Source organism: Bacillus sp. LK2, from assembly GCF_001043575.1.
In the GTDB taxonomy this organism is placed as follows: Bacteria; Bacillota; Bacilli; order Bacillales; family Bacillaceae_G; genus Bacillus_A; species Bacillus_A paramycoides.
Genome location: NZ_LDUK01000084.1, coordinates 1 through 23,250, shown reverse-complemented (window position 1 = coordinate 23,250; position 23,250 = coordinate 1). Strand labels below are relative to the sequence as shown.

Sequence of the window (23,250 nt, the reverse complement as noted above, 5' to 3'; positions counted from 1 at the left end):
TACCTCATTTCCAATCTAGCCCTATGTGAAACCGTCTCTAGTTCATATAAATGATAGAGACGGTTTATATTTTCTAATTTTCTTTTAAATCATCTACTTTTGCAGTTCCCTCACTTAATCGTTGGTTTTTCAAATCGAAATAGGCATCTAAAATATCTTTACCAATTGCAGAATTAATACCAGACTTATCATCTATAATCCATGGAACAACAACTGAAAACGCTACTTCTGGATTATCATATGGTGCATATCCTGCTAGTGTTAAGTTATAACATTTTATACGCTCACCTTTATCATTTCTACCAATGTCACTATCTCCTCCATATACTGTCTGTGCTGTCCCTGTTTTACCAGCTGGTTTATATGGTGCTTTTTGGAATTTACTTACCCCAGTACCATCCCCCTCTTGGAACACTCTTCTAAATCCCTCTTTTACTTGATTAATATACTCTTCTTTCATATCCACTTTATTTAAAACAATTGGTTCTTGTGAATGTACGACTTTACCAATTTCATCTTTCTGCACAGTTTGTTCTCTAATCTCTTGAACAATTTGTGGTTTCATACGATAGCCGCCATTTGCGATAGTCGAAATGTACTGGGCAAGTTGAAGCGGTGTATACGTATCATACTGACCAATGGAAAAGTCTAATAAGAAACCAGGCTGATTATCTTTTCGCCCTATTTGTCCAGCTGTTTCATTTGGTAAATCAATGCCCGTTGGAACACCTAAACCAAATTGTCTGAAATAATATCTCATTTTATCAAAGGATTCTTGTTTAATATCTAGTGAACTATTCCTTACATAATCTACACCTGCAATTTTTAATGCAGTATTAAACATATAAACATTAGAAGAAACTTGTAAAGCTCTTAGATCATCAATATTTCCGAAATCTTTCCAAGACTTTTTCTCCTTAGTTCCTTTAAACTTCATAGGTGCATCATAAAAGTAAGTACCTGGTGTTATAGCTTTCGTTTCAAAACCAGTTAATATTGTCGCACCTTTAACAGTTGATCCAAGCTCATATGAACTTGTCATCGTACCTAAAGCATAATCTTCTACTTCTATTTTGCCGTCTTTTTCTACTAACTTTTTCCCAGCCATCGATAATACTTGACCGTTTTTCGGATTCATCATAACAACGAAAGCACGGTCTAACATCGATTCTGAACCTTTATAGGCCTTTAATATTTTTTCTATGCTCTCTTCTACTTTTTTCTGTAATTCCATATCTATTGTTAAAGTTAAATTCTTGCCGCTTTTCCCTTCGGAAACTGTTTCTGTTCTAATTGTATTACCTTGTTTATCTGCGATACTTCTTACTTCTGTTTTCGTACCATGAAGTACATCTTCATATTGTTGTTCGATGTAACTTTTTCCAACTCGGTCATTTCGGCTATAGTCACGTACTAAATAATAATCTAATCGTTCACGTGGTAATCCTTCATCAGCATTTGAAACATTTCCAAGTACTGAACGGAATAATCCATCATTAACATAAAATCGCTCCCAATCAACTGATGCATCTACACCAGGAAGATTTGCAAGATTTTCACTTATTACAGTGTACTCCTTTTCACTAACATCTTTTTTTATAATTTGAGGTGCCATTTGAAATCCTGAAGTCATTTTACTTTTAATAGCTAACACTTCTAAATCTTTAGCTGTTAATTCTTGAAGGTTTTTATCTGTAATGCGCTTTCTCTTTAACTCTTCTATTTTTTTATCTAGTTCTTTTCCGGTACTATCTTTTTTTCTAAACTTATCTATTTCTTTTTTAGATACTAAGTTTTCAGCAAGCTTTGGATTTAATTGCATCCAAAAATCTTTCTTATCTGTCTCAGTTAACTTATCTATATCTTCTTGTGGCATTTCAATTATTTCTGCAAGTTGTCTTGCAGTTTTTAACATATCTTCTGATTTTACACCTTTTAACTTTGTGTATGTAATCGTACGTAAAGACCTATTATCAACAACGGGTTTACCTTCACGATCATAAATTTTGCCGCGTGGCACTGTAAGACTAACGGTTGCATTTTCTCTCTTTTGTACTTCATTTTTATATGTTTCTCCTTCGAAAATTTGCACTTTACCTAGCTGAATTATAATAGCAGAAAACAATAAAAACACACAAAAGAATAAAATGTTTAATCGTATTGGAAGTACCCTACCGCTTTTCTGTTTTTTCTTTTTCACCTTGTCATAATCCTCCTCCTTACATTACTTCTAACAATAAAGTAAGTTCCCATCATTGTAAGTAATGTTGAAATTCTAAACATTACATTGTATAAATACTAATATAATGATTAATACTTAATAGAAATTTAAGTAATGGTAAAGAAAAGGTAAAGTTTACTAAAATAAAATTTAAAAATACGCAAAAACAAAGGACTTAGTTTTCACTAAGCCCTTTGTTTTTGCGTATTTAATTATTTACGAGTTAAATATAGAGCGTACTATTACGGATTTATTTTCACTCTTTGATATGTACAGTTCACTTTGCGTTTTTGGTAAGTAAATTGTTACAGTAGTCCCGACACCAACATCACTCATAATACTAATAGCCCCTTGGTGACTTTCGATAATTTTGTAACTTAACATCAATCCAATTCCAGTACCTTTTTCTTTCGTACTATAAAATGGTTCACCCAATCTCTTAATTCTTTCCTCTGGTATTCCTATTCCTTCGTCGACTATATCTATAATGACTCCGTCTTCATTCATTTCTTTCATATGAATTGAAATTTTCCCGCCATCTGGCATTGCCTCGATTGAATTTTGCAAAATATTAATAAATACTTGTTTCAATTGATTTTCAGAGCATTCAATAATTAGTTCACTTGAATCTGCAATTAATTCAACTTGAATATTTGTCATAATCGCTTTTGTGTTAATCAATGACACGACATTTTCAAATATTTTATAAATATTTTTCTTTTCAGTAGGAATTTCATCTGTTTTAGCAATCGACAAAAACTCCTGAAGTATCGCTTCAATTCTCTCAATTTCAGAAAGCATAAGATCAAAATACTTTTCTTGATCCTCTTTGTTAATTTGGAATAGTTGTATAAATCCTTTTATTACAGTTAAAGGGTTCCTCACTTCATGAGCAACACCAGCTGCTAATTGTCCAATTGCTGCAAGTGTATCTGATTTATTTAGTAATTCTTCTGTCTTTTTTTGCTCTGTAATATCGCGTATAATAACCATAATTTTGTCATGTAGCAATGGTAAACATCTAGCTTCAAAAAAATCTATACTTCCTTTAAGTGCTAGTGGATATTCAACAATTACAGTGGATTCTTTTTCTTTTACTTGACGAATTGCTTCTCGAAATTGCTGTGCTACTGGAGATGGTAACACCTCGTAAAACTTTTTTCCCATAAAGGTTTCTGCAGGTACGTAAAATTTTGTAGGTGATCCAGCTTTATAATCTATAATTGTTCCATCAGCTTCTGTTAAAAAACATAGATCTGGTAAAGCTTTAAAAATAAGTTCCAATTCAGAGGTTTGTTGTTTTAGTTGTTCTTCTATTGCTTTTAAATGTGTAATATCTACCCCAACAGCCCAGTAACTAAATCCTATTACAGGAAACTGGTCTGAAATATTGGACCACATTATCGTTTTGACTTCACCATTTTTACATGTTAAATGCATTTCCCAATCTCTAAAATTTTTCCCGCAAGTTAAGAATTTTTTTTGTATTTGGTGACGGTAATTATCGTCAGGATATAATATTTGAAGTGCGTTTGGGTTCCCGATAATCTCTTCGGCTGTATAACCTGTTACAATTTCACATTCCCGATTCCATAAAACGAAATCGCCGTTGTTATCTAGTGCATCAACCATAACAGGCATGTTTTGTAAAATCATATATAATTCCTCTTCCTTTCGAAAGAGTAAATTATTATTTTTACTTTGAATAGCATTTGTAGCTCCATCTATAATAAGATTCGAAAGCATTTCAAAGTATTTTTGACAATTGAAAACTTCGCTTTTTTTAGACCAAACTACAAAAGAACCTAAATGTTGATTGTTTAAGAAAATGGGGATTTCAACCTTTGGAAGATTATTATTTTTCACTTCATTCATTCCGAATGAAAAAACACATTCTTTCTCAGCATCAAGAAGTTGATGTGATATGTTAGTTAATTTATAAAATTGTTCTGCCATGGTTTCTATTGTACTCACATCAATAAGTTCCATCAGCCGAGCATTCATTCTTTTTTCACCTCTATGTGCAAATTTAATACCCGTTTAAAATTCATACTTCTCCATTATACGGATAATGTCCGTACAGGTATATAGTGATAGCATAATTATTCAAATTAATTTTATTTTTCAATAAAAAACAGAAAATATGTAGTGATTTTGAATGGAAAGTTCACAGAATATTCATAAATGTTATGAAAAATATAAACATTTATTCCAATATATTCTATATAATAAAGAGTAATAAGGCTTCTATGAGACTCATAGAATACCTTACCCCTAATAAAAAGTAAAAAAGAATCCTTTTTGTTTTATTAAAAGGGCGTATATTTGGTAAATCCTTTAATAAACAAGGGATTCGGTAAAATGTTACACATTTTATCAAGGGAAATACATCACTATTGAATAGTGGTGTATTTTTCTTTTAAAAGACCTCTTTATGACCTCATTTACTACAACAACATTTATGTATTACCACAATTGATTTGAAAAATGAAACAAGATTTTTGAGCATTTGTTCTCCCCTTATAACTATCCATAAGTAAGTCGAGAGCCATTTAGAGTGTGGGAAGATGCTACTAAGTGCTTGTCAAAACTCAAGCAGTATCACTTTGAACTTTTTGCGTGAGGTATAAAAAAGCCGTCTCATTAAAGAAACGGCTGTGTTCTATACTGTATTAAAACAATCAATCATTTAGATTTATTTATGCATGTTTTTTACTTTTTTGTACCAAGCAAGTGCTTTTTTCTCCATTGCTGAAACAAATGCTTTTTTAGCAGGGCTATAATTACGGGTTGAATCATATTTATTCGCTAATTCTTCTTTAAATTGACTGTATTTATTTACTTCTTTTGGATTTGCAAGAAGATAATCTCGAAATATTAAGTGACGTTCGATCTGTGGATTGTCAACTTGATAAAAATGAATATGATGTGTTCTATTATCTCCACCTTTTCGAAATAATCTTCTACCCGCTATTCCCCATTCACCAGCTACATCATATTGCATTGAATTCATTTGTTCATTGTATGTATCTATTTTTTTGATATCATTTACTATACACATCATATCTATTACAGGCTTTGCTTTCATGCCTGGAATGGAAGTGCTACCAAAATGCTCAAAAGATATTATTTCATCGCCAAAAATAGTTTTTAATATTTTTATTTCTTCTTCAAACATCACTTTCCAATTTTCAGTGTAATCTGATAGTCTAACCTTCATTAAGCATTCCCCTTAATTTCTATTTTTTACAATCGAGTAAATCTCTGTAACTATCATACCGTAAAAAGTGAATTTTCACTTTTATATCCAAAAGCAACAATCTTTAAGAAAGGCACTTTTCGTAACTTTGTTGCTTTTCGAGGTGAAAATTACATTTTATAGTATAATACATATAGATACTTATTCATCAAATAGGTAATTTAATGGAGCAAGAGCGTGAAGGAGGAGCCCCCTATGGAAATAATATTTATTAGACACGGGCAAGGCGAACACACCTTGGATTTACCAGGTAGTTTACAACTTATAGACCCTGGTTTAACTAAAGATGGTGTATCTCAAGCAAAATCACTAAAAAAACAATTTACATTAACTGAATCAGATATAATGGTCATAAGTCCTATTAGAAGGACTTTACAGACAGCATCCATTTGGAGTGAAAATATAAATTGCAAAAAAGTAGTCAGCCCTTTGGTATCACCAAGAATGTTTCCACAAAACCCAGAGTGGAAAACACTTCCTTGTGATAGGATTTTAAACAAGAAATTGATTAAGGAAGAATATCCAACATTTGCTTTAAGTGAAGCGGTGCCAGAAGAGCTTTGGACTTCTGGAATAAATACTATGCCTGAACAAGAGTTTAATATATTGGCACACAACTTTCTTGAATGGTGCAGAAGCCAAAGTGTCGAACGGATATATGTGGTGTCACACGATGGAACCATAACATCATACAGGCAAGTCATTAGCAGAAAAAAACTAACAAGAAAAGACTTCCCAAAAGAAACTGGATGGTTTAAACAAATATATTAAAAGGAATACAGTCGTTTCTTTTATGAAATGGCTGTTTTTTTATACCTCACGCTTATAGATTGTTTTTCAACTAAAGTATTTGTTTAATTTAAAAAATGTTTTAGACTATAGAAAAAAGTATTAGACTATTAAAAAATAGTTGTAGACTGAAAAGGTGCTTTCCATACTTGAAAACACCTTTTTTATATGAATTCTGTTAAAGTTAGATTTTTACTTAGTTACCAGTAGCTTCTAGTTAGTTTAACTGCTACCAGTAATACTAACTAGAAATTATAAAGTATATGTTCTCCATTCAGGAAAGGTAGACAATGTTTTGTACATAACAAAGGCATCCGTTCTCTAATCCATGTATGAATCTTTTCATTTTCCATATGAAAAGCATAATAACCTAATACAGACATGAGCATGAACCCTTCAACAACCATCAAAATATCTTCAGGTACTTCAGTCTTTCCGAAATAACCTTCAAAAAATAAATTTCTGGTTGTAGCCGTGGAATTTAATGCCCCCATTGCCACGTCGAACAAGTAATACCCATACCCAAATAGACTGTAATCAATAAAGGCGACGCCTCCTAGTTTTGTAACAAGAACATTGCTCATGTTCAAATCCCCATGAATGATTCCCCATGCATTTAGTCCTTCTAAATTCACAAGACGTGAGCTGATCAAATTCAAAGATTTCTCGACCGTATTAAAATTAGACTGACTGAACAATCCTTTCTCAATGCCGCGATAAATTTGTTGAATCATAGTATCTATTCTTTTTGCTCCATAATTCGGTCTAACTTGTTGAAGTGCTCGGTTATATGTGCGTAAATACTGATGTAATTTGGCTGTCTGAGTTCCAAACGCTTTGACTATTTCGGGATTTGAAAAGTCTTCTTTGTTTAAGGTTCGGCTATCAATCCATTTTGTAAGGGAAGTCATAGTAGGAGTTTTCTGGTAGTCAAATTCCACAATAAATTTGCCAAAACTATTTTTGATAGGGGTCTGTACTTCAAGATCTGTATTGTTAGCAATATCAAGAAGTAGTTGAAGCTCACTTGTTAATCCTTCTTTTGTGTGCTGTAGTCCGGATAAATTCTCTGTGAAAGGTTGATGAACACGTAATAAATAGATAAAGCCATCAGCTAAGTCTGTCACCTTATAGGTCATATTTTCATTATGTTTAAGAAATGTGATTTCTGGTCGAACAAGTCCATATTCACTAAGAACTTTAACTAACGTTTTATTTGGAATCCCCATTACTTTCTCTCCCTCATTTCCATTAGACAAAATGTATATTCACTACCCAGTCTAATACTTTATTTTAATAAAACCCTTATCATGAAATATAAACGATTCGTCAGTCTAAATCTATATTCTAGTTAATAAAACAAATACAAATAGCAATATCCAATTAGACCAAGGAGGTTCAGTCTAAAACATTTTTCGAACTGAACAGTATTAGTTATTTAAACATTTCAAAATGACTAGTAACCCATTTTTGATGATTACGGGCAAGGTATTGTTCCGTCTGAATAAGTTTATCTACAAGTTCTTCTTTAGATAATTTCATATATTTACTTCTTACTTTTAAAATATTGCGACTAGGTGAAATGTTTCTGATAGTTGATTCATCAAATGTGGTTTGTGGTGCAGTCTTTTTCTTGTTTTGTTTTATTTTAAAAGTCTTACTATATTGTTTGTAGTAGGAATACAGTTCCTCATTTCTTTTTATTGTATTGGAGTGGATACCTTTCCCTGTTACATCGAGTTCTTTTGATTTTTCATGAATGTTTTTATATGTTACAGGAACTCCATTTGAAACGAGAGTATCAATTGTCAATATGCCTAATTCTATAGAACGATTTTTTCTTTGTTCGTGGACAGAGCTCAGCCAATAACGATTACCAGAAGGTGTTAGATTTGATAACTGGTTCATAATTCTGTTCCTCTCTATATTTTTTGATCAAATCAATTTCTTTTAATTCAATTTTAGCTTGTTTCCGCATTTCTTTTGCTTTTCTTACTTCAATTTCGAGCCCAATTTTTTTGAAACGTTTTTCCATGTCTTCTGCAACCTTAATAGCTTCTAATAGTTCATGTTCTTGTTCTGGTTGTGGGATTTTTGCTTTGCATCCTAAACATGCCATCTTCGTGGGACATACATAATCTGTTACACAAGTACCACCTAAAACGTTATTAAAAACTCCAACTTTTTCACTATAATCTGTAAGTTCTTTTTGAAGTTCTTTTGGACTTCGTAATAACGCATCATCTATGTCAACATAACTTGAAATCACATCTTGAAGTTCACCGACCGATTCAGCAATTTGACTTGGAGTTGGAGCGGAATAGTATTCAGTTACCGTTAAGTCTCGTTGATGCAGAATTTTTGCTAAAATATCAATAGGCATCTTTTGACGTTGTACAGCTTCTGTTGCAAATGCATGGCGTAATAAGTGTGTTTTTATAATTACTGGAGAGCCATCTTGTGTTTCAAATCTTAAGCCATGTAGTAGAAATCGCATACAGGCATACACTGCATGAATCTTAAAAGCTTTGTGATTATATTGAAAATAATAAGGCTTTTCTTCTGGAAACAAGTGCTTTCTATCATGACGATATTCAACACTTGGAATCTTGCCCCCATAATAATCCTTTAGCATTCGTGAGACGGTTTGAATAATTTGCATTGTTTGTTTACTCACATAAAATTCTTCTACAACATCTCTTCCTTTTGGAATCGCATAAAATGAATAATGGAGTTTTTCTTTTACCATTTTGGTTTGTATACATTCTTTAGTGTTGCTAATTTGCAATAGTTCATTTATTCTTGCTCCAGTTGTTGTAAGAATATCTATCGCTAATAAGCCGAATGTACATCCAACATAAAAAGGTTCTATATCAAAGAAAATACCTTTTACATTATTTTTATGGCGCCCTAAAAAAACAGAAGAACTTATTACATCTTTATGACCACTAGCAAACGGAGGGGATTTACTTTCAGAATTCATATCCATGTACCCCCACAATTTTAGAAAGTCTTGTTTTTGTTTTATTTCTTCTTTGGTGGCTCTTTGAAAAAAATTTCCTAGAACATTATTTTCAATTAAATCAGTAAACCATATTCCTTCTACTTCGTCATCTCCGTGTAAAGATTCAGATTTTACGAATTCTAAAAAGTGATAATTATTGTTTTTCGAATAGGTTGATTTACGTTCTTGTGCTTGTTTAACTATTGTTTCGGGAAATTGTTCTTCGTGGTGTAATATAAATGATCGCTTATCCCATAGACGAAAGTAAAAACGTTCTCCAATTCGTGTCGGCTCTTCGTAGTGAAATTCTAGTGGAAGGGGCAAGTTTTGTTCTTTAACACGTTCTATTGTTTTTTGAAAACTTTCCCTTATACGTTTTATTTGATTCCAGCGGAAATGGGCTTCCGATCGAATTTTTGGCAAAAAAGGAACGATAGCATCTGTTTCATCTTTCCGACTTTTTTGTGCCTGCTCTGTCGCTAATTTTTCAAATGGAAAATCACTTGAGTTAAATAAAGGTATAGGAAAAAGGAATTGCTCAAAATATTCTTGTTGTTCGATTGATAATGTATGAGTTAACCATTTTTTCATTTGAGAGGAAAGTGCCCTATAATTTCTAGAAAAACTCATCCTCATAGAATTGGAATGCTCTGGATAGACTGTTCCTTTAAAATAGTTATACAGATGTTCCGCAACATCAAATTCTGACATCGTATTCAAATTAAATGCTAAAAAAATATCTTGGAATCTAGGATTAGTATTTACTAATGTATTTCTAATTGTACGCGAATCTAGATTTTTATCCGCACTAGTAAGTATCCCTAATAAGAGATGATTCGCCCAAGGTTTATTAACACAAGCGCTCAAGAAATACTTTAAGTTTCTTTCATCTAATTTATCTAATAGGAAAATACCTCTTGAGTCTTTTAAGTGCAGAATCTTTTCATCCACTTTTTCCTTTAATTTATCATACCATTCATTATTTGGTACATCTCTAATCACTGTTGACATATACTTACTCCAACCCCTCTAACAGTTCTTGTAAATCATGATCTATTTCTTTTTGCACTTCAATTGTTGCAAAGTGGGGTTCAATTTTTTTCTCCGTCTTTTTTCTCCGTGCATATTCCAGTTCGTTTTTTTGCATCTTTTCAAGCATTTCATCATGCGATTTTCTATGTTTTTCTTCGTCAAAAAAATGTTCATAGACTTTAAGGGTATCTGGATTTTTCCATTTCATATACTTGATAAGCTCACTTTTTCGTTGGTGGATTTCGGATTCATTTTTGGAAACATTATGAATCTCTCTAAGTCTAGTTGTAACAAACCAATGCCTTGCTTTATGTGGATTTAACTTAATATCAGCATGTTTCATTGCCGTGTTCCAATGATAATACCAAGCATAATACGTTAAGGGAGTTCCGAACTCTGAAAGGAATATAGGTGCTTCATCGGGTAGTTGTTCATAATTAAAATGGTCTGGGTCATACTTCATTCTTTCGGTATTAATATATTGAAAAAGGCGTTTTACAGTATCTTTACTAAATCGAAGAAATTTTACCTTCCTTCCATAGCTACCTTTACTGAATGTAATGACTTCTTGGTGACCCTTTCTTGACCGATAATCTCCAATGGTTAATTCAATGATTTCTGAAGCTCTAGCTCCTGTTTCAAAAAGCATTCGTGATATGACCGTTTCTCTTTGAGACCAATTTATATTTTTCCCTGCCTGATAGACTTGAAAGGGTAAGTGAGGGTCATCAATAATCTTAGGTTGCCATTCTTCATTGATAATTTTGAAATAAGAATCCGTTAATCTACGATGTTCTAAAGGCTCTTCTGTTCCACTAACAGCAGGCATGCGTGGCTTGTCCTTTCTAACACCTTCAACATGGATGCGATAATCATTTAGAATAGCTTGGGAATCTATTAATGGATTGGGATAGTTATACTGTTTTAAGCGAATAAGCGATTTATAGAATGATTTAATCGCAGATAAAAAACGGTTAACAGTATTAGGGCTTTTGTTTGTTAAATTAACAAAGCAAAAATTCTCCTTTTCACGAACCCTACATTCCATTTCGCTTTTTAAATAATCTTCAATGGCTATTCGTAAAACTTCTGGTGAATCATCCCATTTCACATGTCTACCTTGATAGTTACTATGCTTTTCTAACCAATTAAAAAAAGGTAACAGACATTGTAAATAGGATAAAGCTGAACTTTTCGATATTCTTCCTATATTATCTTGGTAAAAGGCCGTTAATGGTAGAAATGGCTCATTGTTGCTATTAAACACTAGCAATTCATACCGACTTTCAACACCCTTTGGACAATATGCATAATAAAACCCTTGGCTCATTGTATAAATCACCTTCCAGAAACTTTAAATATAATTAATCTTCTAACCAATTGTATAGAGTAATCTTTGATTGGTAAGTGTTTTCTGCTTTGTTTTGCATTGTATCGTAATCTTGCTGTGTAAGATCAGATAAGCGTTTGTTTTGTTTTTTAGGTAATTTAACGGGAAGAGTAGTTGGACTCCAATTTTCACGAATCGCTTTTTTTATAAACCCATCAGGGTTTTTCACTTTTGTAGCAGATTGTTGCATAATAAGTAGTATTTCTAAAGTGCGTTTAATTCCAACAACGGATAAGACAGAATGGATTTCTTTCGTAGGCGAGGTAAGTGTAACAGCTTCGTATGCTAATTTTACTAACGTATCTTCTTCATTTGTAAAAGGATTTATGTGGGAATCTTGGTGGGGTTCTACTTTTGTGGGAACGATCTCTGTAATATGCAGTAAATCACTTTCAAGTATCCGCCATCCTTCTTTATCACTATTGCGATATGAATTAGGCAGCTTACCAGAACGTATCCACCTTTTAATTGTTTCTTCATGCTTCCCTATGAGGGAGGACACTTCTTTGACTGTGTATATTTTCATAAACACACCTCATTAAAAGTTTCTATTTCCAGAATATTCTATTTTAATTATACAAAAATTGAATGCTGTAGTAAATATGTTTTTTTGTTGTGGTAGTAAATGAGGTCATGAAGAGGTCTTCTAAAAGAAAAATACACCACTAGAAATTAGTGATGTATTTCCGTTAATAAAATGTGCAACATTTCATTAACATTAAGGCTTATCAAAGCCTGGTTGGTTAGAATCTACTTTAATATTACACATTAGATTCTTTTTTACTTTCTTGTTACATTACATATTTATATAAAGCATGTGCAACACCATGTTCTTCATTTGATAATGTTTCGAAATGACAAATTTCCTTTATTTCATCAACTGCATTTCCCATCGCAATTGATATATTTGCTTTTTCCATCATTGAAACATCGTTTAGTCCATCACCTATCGCTACAGTATTTTCAAATGGAATATTGAGATGTTCTGCTAAAGTATATAAGCCTTTACCTTTTTGTGCATTATAATGGTTAATCTCTAAATTATGCCAATATGAAGATGTGATTGCTAATTCTTTATTATGTTTAAATTTTTCTTTTAGCTGTTTTAACTTTTGTATGTCATAAGAAAATGGTAAAAGTTTATGCACATATAGATCACTTTCTACAATTTCCTTACAAGTTTCAACATTATGAAATGCAGTATGCTCAATATATAAAGCGGCAATCGTTTCTAGCTCTTGTAAATCAACATCTAAATTTGATTTCTTCACATTCTCAATTTCATTAAGAACACTTTCAGTTCCGTAATGAGGTACATATACTCCTTTATCAGTATAGAGCTGATAATATATGCCACTTTCTTCAAGGTATTCAACAATTTCAAGGGCCTGGATATTTTGAATTGGATATCTTTTCATCATTTTCTTATCTTTATAAATAAGTGCACCATTTTCCGCAATAATTGGACACTCTAAATTAACTTCTAACAATAACCGTTCAATATCAACGATTGAACGCCCTGTACAAATTGCCACGACATGTCCTGCTTCCTGACATTTTCGAATTGCTTCTGCATTTTCTTTGCTAATCATTTTATTACCGGAAAGAAGGGTACCATCTAAGTCAATTGCAATTAATTTCATTATTTCTTCACCACTTTCTATAAATACACGAGATCTATTTAACAAAAAAGGTATCGTTTTCATATTGAACTCGTTAAGTACTTCTTATTTATAATTTATGAAAAGCGTTTCAGGTCAAGAGATATTAATAAATAAAATTAAAAATGCAAAGCTTTTCTATTTTAATGAAAGCTTTGCATTTTTAACTATGAATTATAAGTAATATATTTCGTCTCACACATGTACACATTTTTTTCTTTGGTTGGGATAAATACTTTAAACTTTTCTAACTGCTTTCCGTAAATATGGATCGTAACAACTCTATCGTTTTCTTCTATTTCAAGAATATGACAATCAGCAGGTGGAATCACTTTATCTGTTTCTCCTTCTCCTAAATAAATATTACCTGTATGTGTTAAATGAAATAGAGAACTTCCAAGTTGCTTAGTTTGTAAAAAGTTTCGAACCATTATTCTTCCTGAAAAAACCCCTTCTACTCCCCAAGTGCCATCATGATCATGTAAAGGCGTAGCTTGTCCATCTTTCCATACAAGAGCTAATACTTCAAAACGTTTTAATGGATCTTCATATAGTAAGTGACGTGCATATTGAGCTGCATCCGTTTTTTGTTTTTCTAACGGAAGCCATGTTTTCTTTTCTAAAAGTTTTTCAAGTAATTTTTCAATTTTACTTACTATTTGTTCCTCATGTAACCTACTATCCATAAGATCAGTTACACCATTTATAAACTTTTGAAACGTCTTACTTTCATTACACGTTAACATGAGTATCTCTCCTCTCTTTTCTTCCATACACTTCCATCTTACGAAAGGATTAAAATACCTACAATTGAGAAACAAAAAACAAGATGCAAATGTATGCACCTTGTCGAACATTTTATTTAGTTTTTAAACGAATAGGTAAATACTTTAATGTTTGCTCATTTTCGAGTATACATTCTTCTAAACAGAAAGATGGAGATAACTCTATTTTTTCGAAAGTATTTATAAAAGTATTTAATGCAATCTCAGCTTCTAAACGTGCAAGCGGTGCACCTAAGCAAAAATGAGCCCCTTTTCCAAAAGTTAAATGTTTTTCATTTCCTACTCGATGTAAATTAAAAGTAGAAGCTTGTGGAAACTTCTGTTCATCTAAATTTGCTGCACTGACCCATGCAACAATCATCTGGTCTTTTTTCATTAAAGGTCCAAAGATATTCGTATCTTCAGTTATACGACGAGCTAATGTTACAGGAAAGCGATATCGTAATACTTCCTCTATCGCTTTTGAAATCAAATTCGGTTTTTCTCGTAATTCTTTATATATTCCAGGCGCATCCACTAAAAAACAATAAAAGCTATTAATAATTAAATTAGTAGTCGTTTCATTACCGGCAGCTAATAGTCCTAATGAAAAAGTGACGATTTCTTCATCTGTTAATCTTTCACCTTCATATTCAGCTCGTATTAAATCTGAAATGATATCATCGGTTAAATGATATCTTTTTTCTTGAACAATCGGTAGAAGATACGTTTTAAATTCATTTAAAGCGATTTCCTTTTTCGTATCCAAATCATTAAATTTCTCTTTACTATATGGCATGAACAAAATATCAGACCATCCCTTAATTTGTTTACGATCAGTTGTGGGTACCCCTAATAAATCGGATATAACAGTTACAGGTAAAGCTGCCGCGAAATGTTCAACAATATCAACCTCATTATATTCTCCTATATGTTGTACAAGTTCATTCGCAATAGCTTGTACTCGTGGTTTCCACTGTTCTAAACTTCTTGGAGTAAATGCTTTAGAGACGATTGAACGTACATTACGGTGTTCTGGGGGATCAACAGAGTTTATATTTATCCTAGTTTCTAAAGGTGGAATTGAAAATTGTCTGCGCTCTCTTTTACTCGAGAACAATCGATAATCTGATAGAACACGATTAACATTCTCATATGAAAAAACATTCCATACATCTTGCTCTGCATCATAATATACTGGGTGATTATCTCTCATATATTGATACCACTTATACGGATTCCATAACTCTTCTTTTGTTTTCAGCTTTGAAATTTCATGAACTAAAATAACATTTTCAGGTGAATCCATAGTTCTTTCCTCCCTTTTCTTTTACAATAAAAGTGATAGGTCGGCAGTTCAAAGGTGTATAATCTAACATATGTTATTTTAACATATACAAAGCTGAAATCTTCAAATAGGAACTTGAGAAATATTATGAGGGGGATTTTTATGTATGTTGATATTTTACTACTGGCAGAATTAACGACTGGACCAAAACATGGATATGAAATAAAGAAAAATATCCAAAATCGTTTAGGTGAGAATTTTGAATTAAACCATAACATGCTTTATCCTGCTCTTCGGCGCTTTGAAGATATGGGTGCCATAACGAAAGAAATTCATGAGCAAGTTAGAAAACCAAATCGAAATATTTATGAAATAACAGAAACAGGTGAAGAGATATTTTATGAAATGCTAAGAGATTTCCCTGAAAAAATTGCGGTAAACAATGCTGAATTTCTTGTTCGTATCGCCTTGTTCGAAAAGCTTGATTACGAGGCAAGAAAAGAAATTTTAACTATGCGCCATGATGTTCTTCATAAGCAGCTTATATCTATCCAATCACTCGATGGTGTTGCCCCTTTTATTACAGAAGTTGTTGAATTTAGTAGATCGCGTATTGAACATGAACTAAATTGGATACTATCTCTCATGAAAAAAATATAAATATTTATAAAAACATGAATGAAAATGAGATTTATTATCAATAATATAATTAATAAAAGGGCAACCGTGATTTGGTTACCCTTATAAAAAAACTTACACTTCTGGACTAAAAGTTTTGCAATCTGTTTCTTCAGTTGTAGATGCTTGTTGCCCTTTATGACTTACTACATAAATTGCGTCTGCACTACATTTATTACCGTTAGCCCAAAATTTACAGTTGTTTACTTCACATAAAACGTCTTGTGCCATAGTATCACACCTCCTTGTTCTTTTATCATTAACAAAATTCGGAGGTATGATACTTTTTGTCATGCATTTTTTATTACCTTTTTAACTTTCTTAATGATCCTATATCCCCTCGTACAATAGCATCGATATTTTCGGTTATGTTCTCAATATCAAAATGCCACCATTGAATTTGCAATAGTTCTTCTATTATTGCATTTGAAAACCTCTCTTTTATTTTATTTGCAGGGTTTCCACCAACAATTGTATATGGTGCGACGTCTTTAGTCACAACAGATTTAGCTGCAATTATTGCACCATCTCCAATTTTTATTCCAGGCATAATAGTTGTATCCATACCAATCCAAACGTCATTTCCTATAACTGTATCTCCTTTATACGGTAAATCAGACAAATCAGGCGTGAATTTCTCCCAGCCATTCCCAAAGATATTAAAAGGATACGCCGAAAATCCATCCATCCGATGATTCGCTCCGTTCATAATAAAGGTAACTCCAGATGCAATACAACAAAACTTTCCAATAACGAGACGATCTCCGATAAATTCATAATGATATAATACTCGATTTTCTAATGTTTCCCCATGCTTCGCATCAAAATAAGAATAGTCACCAACAAGTATATTAGATTTCGTTATTGTATTTTTTATAAAATGAACGTTTTGATTTCCTTCAATTGGGTATTTAACATTTGGATTAGGATTCATGTTGCACAGCACTTCCTTTACCATTCATTTCACTTTCTACTTCTATTACTGGCTTTAAATTGTATATAGGTAAAATAAACAATAATCCAATAACAAATAATAGAGCTGTCCCCTCATACATCGTACTTAGTGAAAACAGCTCCTTTAGTGAACCAGCAATACTCATCGTTACTACCATTGAACCTGTGAATAGTGGACTTAAAATACCATTTACCCGTCCAATAAAATCCGTATCGCTATTTTGAATAATGAGAGTATTAATCCCTATTTGAATGCACGGCAAAGCTAATCCGCTAAAAAGTTGTGCAGTAAGTGTAACCCATAAATTTGTGGAATAGCCTATAATACCAATCCCAATTGCCTGGCCAAGCATACCTACAATTAACATCTTTTGCGGGGCAACGTTTTTCGCGAATACCATCGCTAAAGCTCCACCAACAATCATCCCCACACCATTTACTGTTAATAACCATTGTAAACTTTCTTTTGATAATCCTAGTTGTTCCGTCACAATAAATATTCCAAGCGGTTGAATAAGGCCTATACCAAGTCCAGCTGCCATAAAACATAAACCGAGCAAAGTTAATGCTTTTTTCTTTTTTACATATTTAATACCATCCACCATTTCTTGTAACAGACTGATTTCTGTCTTCCCTTCTTCATTTTCAAGATCTTTCGGAAGAAATAATAGTACAATTGCTGCAAGTAAAAATGCGATACCAGTTGTTATTATTGAAATGTAGATTCCAAAACCGTGAAAGATAAATGTTCCAAGAATCGGCCCTAATACCATAAATATTGCAAATATTGTTTGATATATTGACATCGCTAACTGAATTTGTTCTGTCGATAAATGCTGTTTAAACAATTTCATTCCAGATGGTTGGGAAAACTGTGAAAGGATTGCCGAAATGAGCGTAACAAAAAACACTATTTTCCACGTACCAAACATAAGAGTAATTAATACTGCGAACACTGATAAAGAACTTAAAGTTTCACACCATATCATTGTCCTTTTCGGCTTCCATCTATCTGCAAAAGTTCCACCTATAAAGGAGAAGATAAAAATTGGAGCAAACTCAGCAACTGAAATCATGGAAATAGCGAAAGCATCACCTTTCGTCATTTCCATAACATACAATAATACCGCAAAGTTCCGAACCCATATTCCAATTTGTAAAAATAATGCTGAAGCAAGAATACCTTGAACAAATCGATTTTTTAATACTTCTGATACCCCATGATTTTGTTTCGTTTCTACAGTCGTCGACATAAAAAAGCCTCCTATTTCGCATACTGAACAGGAGGCAGCACAAATCAGATAAAAAGACTATATATTCGCAGTGCGAAATTCATCCCTTTTCTATAAATGTACATACTAATCCTATTCAGAAGAATATTTCGTTTTTTAACGAAGATCTCTTACAAATAGAATTAGTTGATCATTGGGATGTCTTCACCCTTCCGTTTCGAATTTAAATAACACATACATACTCTATGTAAATCATATGTGATGTATGCATGTCTCAATATAACTATTCTAAAAAGATAATGGTAATTCCTCTAATGAACGCATTAAATAATTACCTTGCCATTTAATTTCTTCACGATTACCACTTATTTGTAGTCCAGGCATACGTTTTAGCAAAGTAGAAATAGCAATCTTTGCTTCTAACCTAGCAAGTGGAGCTCCTAGACAGAAATGGCTACCATGTCCGAAGGCAATGTGGCGGTTATTCTCTCGTGTAATATCGAATACTTCTGGATTTTCAAATACTGTTTCATCACGGTTTGCTGAAGCTAATGCAATAATAACCATGTCTCCTTTTTGGATTGTTTGGTCGTGAATTTGAATCGGCTCAGCCGCCCATCTTGCAGTTGTAATTTCAACTGGTGAGTAGTATCGTAAGCCTTCCTCTATAGCTGAATCAATTAGTTTTGGATTTTCTTTTAATAACTGTAACTGATCCGGATTTTCTAGAAGTGCTAATACCGTATTTGTAATTAAATTCACTGTCGTCTCGTGTCCAGCTACGATAAGTAACATAATCATTGAATATAGCTCCGGAGCACTAAGTTTATGTCCCTCGCTTTCCACAAGTATTAAAGCACTGACCAAATCTTCTTGAGGATCTTGTCGTTTTACATCAACTAAATATTGAAGATATGTAATAAATTCAGATAGTTGCTTTTCAGTATCTTTTATTTCTTCAGGTGTTACTGGGGAGGCAATGACAGCGTGCGACCAAATTCTAAACTTTGCTTGATCCTCTTTTGGAATACCGAGCATTTCACTTATTACATTGATCGGTAATGGAAACGCATAATCATCTACAAGATTTAATGTACCTTTTTGCTGTGCGCCGTTTATTAAATCATCCGCGATTTCCTGAATTCTTCCTTCTAATTGCGTAATCATCTTCGGGGTAAAAGCTTTTTGTACTAGAAATCGTAAACGATTATGGTTAGGGGGATCTGAACTTAACATATGCGTTGTTAAATGATCACTATTATCAAGAGAAAGATACATGTTCATTCTATTTTGAGAAAATACATTAGCTGGATCTTTTTTTAAGCGATTATCTTTTAAAAGTGGCAGAGCATCTTCATATCTAGTAATGAGCCATTCTTTACCAATCTCGACTTTATTAACAAATAAAATAGGTTGCACTTTTCGCGATTCTTTATAAATTTCGTATGCATCTTTTTTAAACTGAGCAGAAGCCAAATTAATGCCATCCTCTATTTTTCGGCCAACCTTGTTTTTCATGGACATTACATTCCCTCACTTTCAATTGTTTTTAAAAATCAACCCAACATTTGAATTATACTTCAGAAAAAACTAGAAAATTGTAAATTTTTAACCAAAATCTTACTTTGTATATTGAAAAATAAAAAAGTGAGAGAGTAAAATCATTCTACCCTCTCACTTCCTTCTATGCGAAGCACATAAAATTACTAATTTGTTGATATCGATAACTTACTTTACGGCGACGACCAGCTTGCCAAGTGTATCCTGATACTCCGCTTCTTCTTACTTCTGTCGGAAAGAACCATAAGTCTCTTCCGAATGGACCAGGACGATGCAAACGTAAATATCCCCATCTTCCTAGGCAGTTACACATCAATGATTTCATATTTCCTGCTTGCGCAGGAGCAGAGAATGTGGAAGGTAACGACGGAGCTTGTGACGGAGGTGGTGATGTTGGAGCATCTTCCGCATCATCTGGTCTATAATCTTCATGTTCAACATCTCTAACTTCATTTGTAGATTCATATCCATAGTTTTGTGGATTATAATACATCGCTTGATCATATGGGTAGTTTTGTTGGTTATACATAATAAAAAATCACCTTCTTTTCACTTATTACCTTTAACATTAATATGTGATATGGCATCTATAGGAAGCTTATATATAGCCCAAATTCAACTCAAAAAAGCTCGTATTTTGAAAAATACGAGCTTTTCATAAAGCGATATGTATTTATTATTTTCTCAACTTCACACTATAAAAACGCATTTCTTCTAGTGAACCTTCAAATTCAAATAATCCTTGTTTAATTAATTCTTTTAAGCGATACTCTAAAAACGTATCCCCAACTAATTGCTCCACAAGGCCAAGCGCTTCACCAATCACTCTCGGAGCTTTAAGGAACCCTTTGTCAGCACCCACTCTTTTCGCACAATCAATAATGAATTGATCAAAATGGTCTTCTTGTACAGAATGCACTTCATTATCGATCCAAACTCTTAAAAACTCTGTACGATTCGATAAATGATTCCATTCATTCTCAAGACCTATTCTGTTCTCTGTAGTTAAATAAGGTAATTCTACAAAGCTTTTTTGGAAAGTAGCTAAACTTTCAGGCGATAATTCTCCCGTTCCACGTATATCATACTCTTGGTTGGATATGTTTTTGTTCGCTTCAGATGTATTTATAACACGAATATTTTTCTTATCCTTTAATTGAGCAATTACAAAACAAAGGCCCACATGCTCATGGGCATTATTTGCCTTCCAAATTGTAATAGGCGTTTCATTAGGTATAGATTGTAGTTCTTCTAAAGTTTCCATAAATCTTGGTAAATATTCTTCTTCAAAATAACTATCATAAGCAGTTAAGTTGTTTAATAGCCATTGCAGCCTTGCTAGTTGCCCTTTATTCTTATGTAACATATGTATCGGTCCAATTGAAAAGAATTCAGAGAATGCAACAACACTCTCTTCATGTAGTTCTTCTTGATCTAACATATATTTTAAGCACCCAGCTGTTGAATCATCAAAAGCGATATGTACGTGTGTGCTTTCTTTTACATTCCTTTTATAAGATTTATTTCTCGTTAGTTGCTTAGGAATATCCATCAAGTGTTTAATTGTATCTTCACTATAGTTTTCTTCTAATAGATCTAACTGTATAAGAATACTTTGAAGTAATTGTTTTGCTTCATCCTCATACATTTCATCAACAACATTTTTAATTTTATCTATCATATAAATCCCTCAATTCATTACTAAAATAACGTAGATTATAGTGTATCATTTTAGTGTAGATGTTTTAAAGTTTTTTATAGATTATATCTATTTTAAAATTCATATTAGTACAGTGATATATTAACGGTAATTTTTATTTATTTTTAAAACGCTTTGTAAATCTTTTTATTTAAATGTATAATTATATAGAAAATAAAAATTATAGGAGCAAAATCTATGGAGAAAGTACTTATTAATTACAAACAATATTTAAAAAATTGGAGATATCTATTCATTTGTATATTGCCGGTAATTGGTTTACTATACACTTTCGATGTCATCTTTGAGCTACTGTTTCACCAAGAATTCTACTTGTCTAACTTAATATCTGCCATAATATTATTTTTAATATTTATTAATGTTAAAGATAAGTTTAAGATCTAAGATTAAAGAAATCTTTCGGATTTCTCTTTTACTTAACCTTGCTATGATTCAAATGCAATACTGTTTCTAGTTAGATCTTTATTATTGATTCATACTTTACGTAGAAGAAGAATTCGTAGTGATTTTTCTTAAATACACATGAGTACATGTCGATTTTATTGTAAGTGATATTTTGCTACTCCTCTTATTATTCTTATGAAGCTACACTTTTTACAAACTAAAAAGAGCACCCTTACAATTGGATGCCCTCATGTGATTAGAGGTTTTCTCTGAGTATTGAATAGAACACGAAGAACTTGTCCTATAACGTAATATATGCTTGTACCTTGTTAAAATGTGCATAAAAAAAGCACCCTCGCCCAGGTGCCAAAGAGATAGATACACATCGAGGTAACTAACATGCTAGAAAAGTTTTTTCTGTATCAACGTACTCTTGCTATTCTACATAATCACAAAAATCCTTTTCATATATTTAAAGTACAATTACTATATCATAAACAAAAAACACCCTGATGGATGTTTTTTATTTTACTCTCCTTAAACTTCCATAAATTAAGCTGGCACACCAATTTTTTCTACTACAGAAGAAATATTAGTAGGGTTAATCATTACATTTTCAATACAAACTAATTTATTTTCTAGTAACCCATTCTCTGTAGTAATAAGTTCTTCAAAATGATCTAAAGTCAACGATAATTTGTGCTCACTTCCGCCATTCATACAGACTTTTACATACTTCACATTTTGCTAGCTGCTCTTTTTATTGCTCTTTATCATTTCATTGAGATTAAATGACTAGAACAAGCCTACCTTATCATATGTATTAAAAAAAGATAAGGGACGTGACAACATTGGGCAACAAAAACACCCAATTTATTTTTCATACTGTACAAGGTTCGGCAATTAAAAAATTTGTAATTATCGACTTAATTACTGGTACAGGAATTTATTGGACTGTAAATTTTATATCTTCAAGTGCAATACTTGCAATTATTAGTTGTATTTTGGGAACCAAAAAAATAAAAGAAATGCAACAATCTTAGAACTCCAAACTAAAATCTAACCCAACAAAAAATGTGCACGTTTCTACTTGCAACCTTATTTTAGTTTTCAAATTGGTGTCTTATTCTAGAAATAATATCTTTTGAAGGTCAATGTTTGCACCCATATAAAGTGAAACTTTAATCAGTGGGGGGGCTTCATCCCCCACTGATTATTAGTTGAACCAATCGGGCTTTTAAGGGCAGCTGATCTCCCACCTAACTTCTTTGCTTTACAATCGAATTTTGAGGTGGGAGTCTTACTGCCCGTTAA

22 protein-coding genes are annotated in these 23,250 nt (G+C 32.5%); 4 read left to right on the top strand and 18 right to left on the bottom strand.

The features are described from left to right. Positions 1–73: 73 nt before the first annotated feature. The 3 genes from VK90_RS26935 to VK90_RS26925 form a co-directional block, all read right to left on the bottom strand. The gene (locus VK90_RS26935; protein ID WP_048376624.1) at positions 74–2,200 is read right to left on the bottom strand and encodes a peptidoglycan D,D-transpeptidase FtsI family protein; all 2,127 of its coding nucleotides are present in this window, start codon (positions 2,198–2,200) and stop codon (positions 74–76) included. Between the two features lie 237 nt (positions 2,201–2,437). Beyond that, positions 2,438–4,225, bottom strand: coding sequence for a PAS domain-containing sensor histidine kinase (locus tag VK90_RS26930; protein ID WP_048376622.1), 1,788 nt, complete (start codon positions 4,223–4,225; stop codon positions 2,438–2,440). Positions 4,226–4,916: 691 nt separating this feature from the next. Continuing rightward, positions 4,917–5,441 (bottom strand): GrpB family protein, encoded by a 525-nt coding sequence (locus VK90_RS26925; RefSeq protein ID WP_048376621.1) that lies wholly within the window; start codon positions 5,439–5,441, stop codon positions 4,917–4,919. 234 nt (positions 5,442–5,675) lie between these two features. On the opposite strand from VK90_RS26925, the gene VK90_RS26920 reads away from it, so the two are divergent. Next, a complete protein-coding gene (locus tag VK90_RS26920) occupies positions 5,676–6,251 on the top strand; it encodes a histidine phosphatase family protein (RefSeq protein WP_048376619.1) in 576 nt (191 codons plus the stop codon). Positions 6,252–6,514: 263 nt separating this feature from the next. Here the strand turns inward: VK90_RS26920 and VK90_RS26915 are convergent, their stop codons facing one another. The 8 genes from VK90_RS26915 to VK90_RS26880 all read right to left on the bottom strand — a co-directional run bounded on the left by VK90_RS26915 (position 6,515) and on the right by VK90_RS26880 (position 15,429). After that, positions 6,515–7,498 carry a phosphotransferase enzyme family protein gene (locus VK90_RS26915; RefSeq protein ID WP_053081467.1) on the bottom strand — a complete coding sequence of 328 codons (984 nt, stop codon included), beginning with the start codon at positions 7,496–7,498 and terminating at the stop codon, positions 6,515–6,517. A 205-nt stretch (positions 7,499–7,703) separates the two neighbouring features. Continuing rightward, the gene (locus VK90_RS26910; protein WP_048376617.1) at positions 7,704–8,177 is read right to left on the bottom strand and encodes a hypothetical protein; all 474 of its coding nucleotides are present in this window, start codon (positions 8,175–8,177) and stop codon (positions 7,704–7,706) included. Then, complete coding sequence (locus tag VK90_RS26905; RefSeq protein ID WP_048376615.1) at positions 8,143–10,284, bottom strand: site-specific integrase; 2,142 nt, start codon at positions 10,282–10,284, stop codon at positions 8,143–8,145. The genes VK90_RS26910 and VK90_RS26905 overlap by 35 nt, the downstream gene beginning before the upstream one ends. A 4-nt stretch (positions 10,285–10,288) precedes the next feature. Then, entirely contained in the window at positions 10,289–11,635 is a 1,347-nt protein-coding gene (locus VK90_RS26900; RefSeq protein WP_048376613.1) for a tyrosine-type recombinase/integrase, read from the bottom strand. A 34-nt stretch (positions 11,636–11,669) separates the two neighbouring features. Next, entirely contained in the window at positions 11,670–12,221 is a 552-nt protein-coding gene (locus VK90_RS26895) for a helix-turn-helix domain-containing protein (RefSeq protein ID WP_048376611.1), read from the bottom strand. A gap of 265 nt (positions 12,222–12,486) precedes the next feature. Continuing rightward, the gene (locus tag VK90_RS26890; protein WP_048376636.1) at positions 12,487–13,338 is read right to left on the bottom strand and encodes a Cof-type HAD-IIB family hydrolase; all 852 of its coding nucleotides are present in this window, start codon (positions 13,336–13,338) and stop codon (positions 12,487–12,489) included. Between the two features lie 185 nt (positions 13,339–13,523). Next, complete coding sequence (locus VK90_RS26885; RefSeq protein WP_048376609.1) at positions 13,524–14,102, bottom strand: cysteine dioxygenase family protein; 579 nt, start codon at positions 14,100–14,102, stop codon at positions 13,524–13,526. 112 nt (positions 14,103–14,214) lie between these two features. Continuing rightward, positions 14,215–15,429 carry a cytochrome P450 gene (locus VK90_RS26880; RefSeq protein WP_048376606.1) on the bottom strand — a complete coding sequence of 405 codons (1,215 nt, stop codon included), beginning with the start codon at positions 15,427–15,429 and terminating at the stop codon, positions 14,215–14,217. A gap of 141 nt (positions 15,430–15,570) precedes the next feature. Here VK90_RS26880 and VK90_RS26875 point away from each other — a divergent pair, with 141 nt between their 5' ends. Next, positions 15,571–16,068 (top strand): PadR family transcriptional regulator, encoded by a 498-nt coding sequence (locus VK90_RS26875; RefSeq protein WP_048376605.1) that lies wholly within the window; start codon positions 15,571–15,573, stop codon positions 16,066–16,068. A gap of 93 nt (positions 16,069–16,161) precedes the next feature. Here VK90_RS26875 and VK90_RS27765 read toward each other — a convergent pair whose 3' ends face one another. The 6 genes from VK90_RS27765 to VK90_RS26850 all read right to left on the bottom strand — a co-directional run bounded on the left by VK90_RS27765 (position 16,162) and on the right by VK90_RS26850 (position 21,513). Then, positions 16,162–16,317 (bottom strand): DUF1540 domain-containing protein, encoded by a 156-nt coding sequence (locus tag VK90_RS27765; protein ID WP_002172190.1) that lies wholly within the window; start codon positions 16,315–16,317, stop codon positions 16,162–16,164. A 73-nt stretch (positions 16,318–16,390) separates the two neighbouring features. Beyond that, on the bottom strand, positions 16,391–17,020 hold the full coding sequence (locus VK90_RS26870; protein WP_025149118.1) for a Vat family streptogramin A O-acetyltransferase: 630 nt from the start codon (positions 17,018–17,020) through the stop codon (positions 16,391–16,393). Next, positions 17,010–18,293 (bottom strand): MFS transporter, encoded by a 1,284-nt coding sequence (locus VK90_RS26865; protein ID WP_048376603.1) that lies wholly within the window; start codon positions 18,291–18,293, stop codon positions 17,010–17,012. Before VK90_RS26865 ends, VK90_RS26870 begins: the two co-directional genes overlap by 11 nt. A 267-nt stretch (positions 18,294–18,560) precedes the next feature. Beyond that, positions 18,561–19,796, bottom strand: a complete 1,236-nt coding sequence (locus VK90_RS26860) for a cytochrome P450 family protein (protein ID WP_048376601.1) — start codon at positions 19,794–19,796, stop codon at positions 18,561–18,563. Positions 19,797–19,956: 160 nt separating this feature from the next. Further along, positions 19,957–20,361, bottom strand: coding sequence for a hypothetical protein (locus VK90_RS26855; protein WP_048376599.1), 405 nt, complete (start codon positions 20,359–20,361; stop codon positions 19,957–19,959). A 147-nt stretch (positions 20,362–20,508) separates the two neighbouring features. Then, positions 20,509–21,513: a DUF1835 domain-containing protein gene (locus tag VK90_RS26850; RefSeq protein WP_048376597.1), complete on the bottom strand. Its 1,005-nt coding sequence runs from the start codon at positions 21,511–21,513 to the stop codon at positions 20,509–20,511. Positions 21,514–21,729: 216 nt separating this feature from the next. Here VK90_RS26850 and VK90_RS26845 point away from each other — a divergent pair, with 216 nt between their 5' ends. Beyond that, complete coding sequence (locus tag VK90_RS26845) at positions 21,730–21,936, top strand: hypothetical protein (RefSeq protein WP_002172195.1); 207 nt, start codon at positions 21,730–21,732, stop codon at positions 21,934–21,936. A gap of 552 nt (positions 21,937–22,488) precedes the next feature. Here the strand turns inward: VK90_RS26845 and VK90_RS26840 are convergent. Next, entirely contained in the window at positions 22,489–22,677 is a 189-nt protein-coding gene (locus VK90_RS26840; protein WP_002172196.1) for a hypothetical protein, read from the bottom strand. Between the two features lie 110 nt (positions 22,678–22,787). Here VK90_RS26840 and VK90_RS26835 point away from each other — a divergent pair, with 110 nt between their 5' ends. Further along, positions 22,788–22,979 (top strand): hypothetical protein, encoded by a 192-nt coding sequence (locus tag VK90_RS26835; RefSeq protein ID WP_033719004.1) that lies wholly within the window; start codon positions 22,788–22,790, stop codon positions 22,977–22,979. The last annotated feature ends 271 nt before the right edge of the window (positions 22,980–23,250 follow it).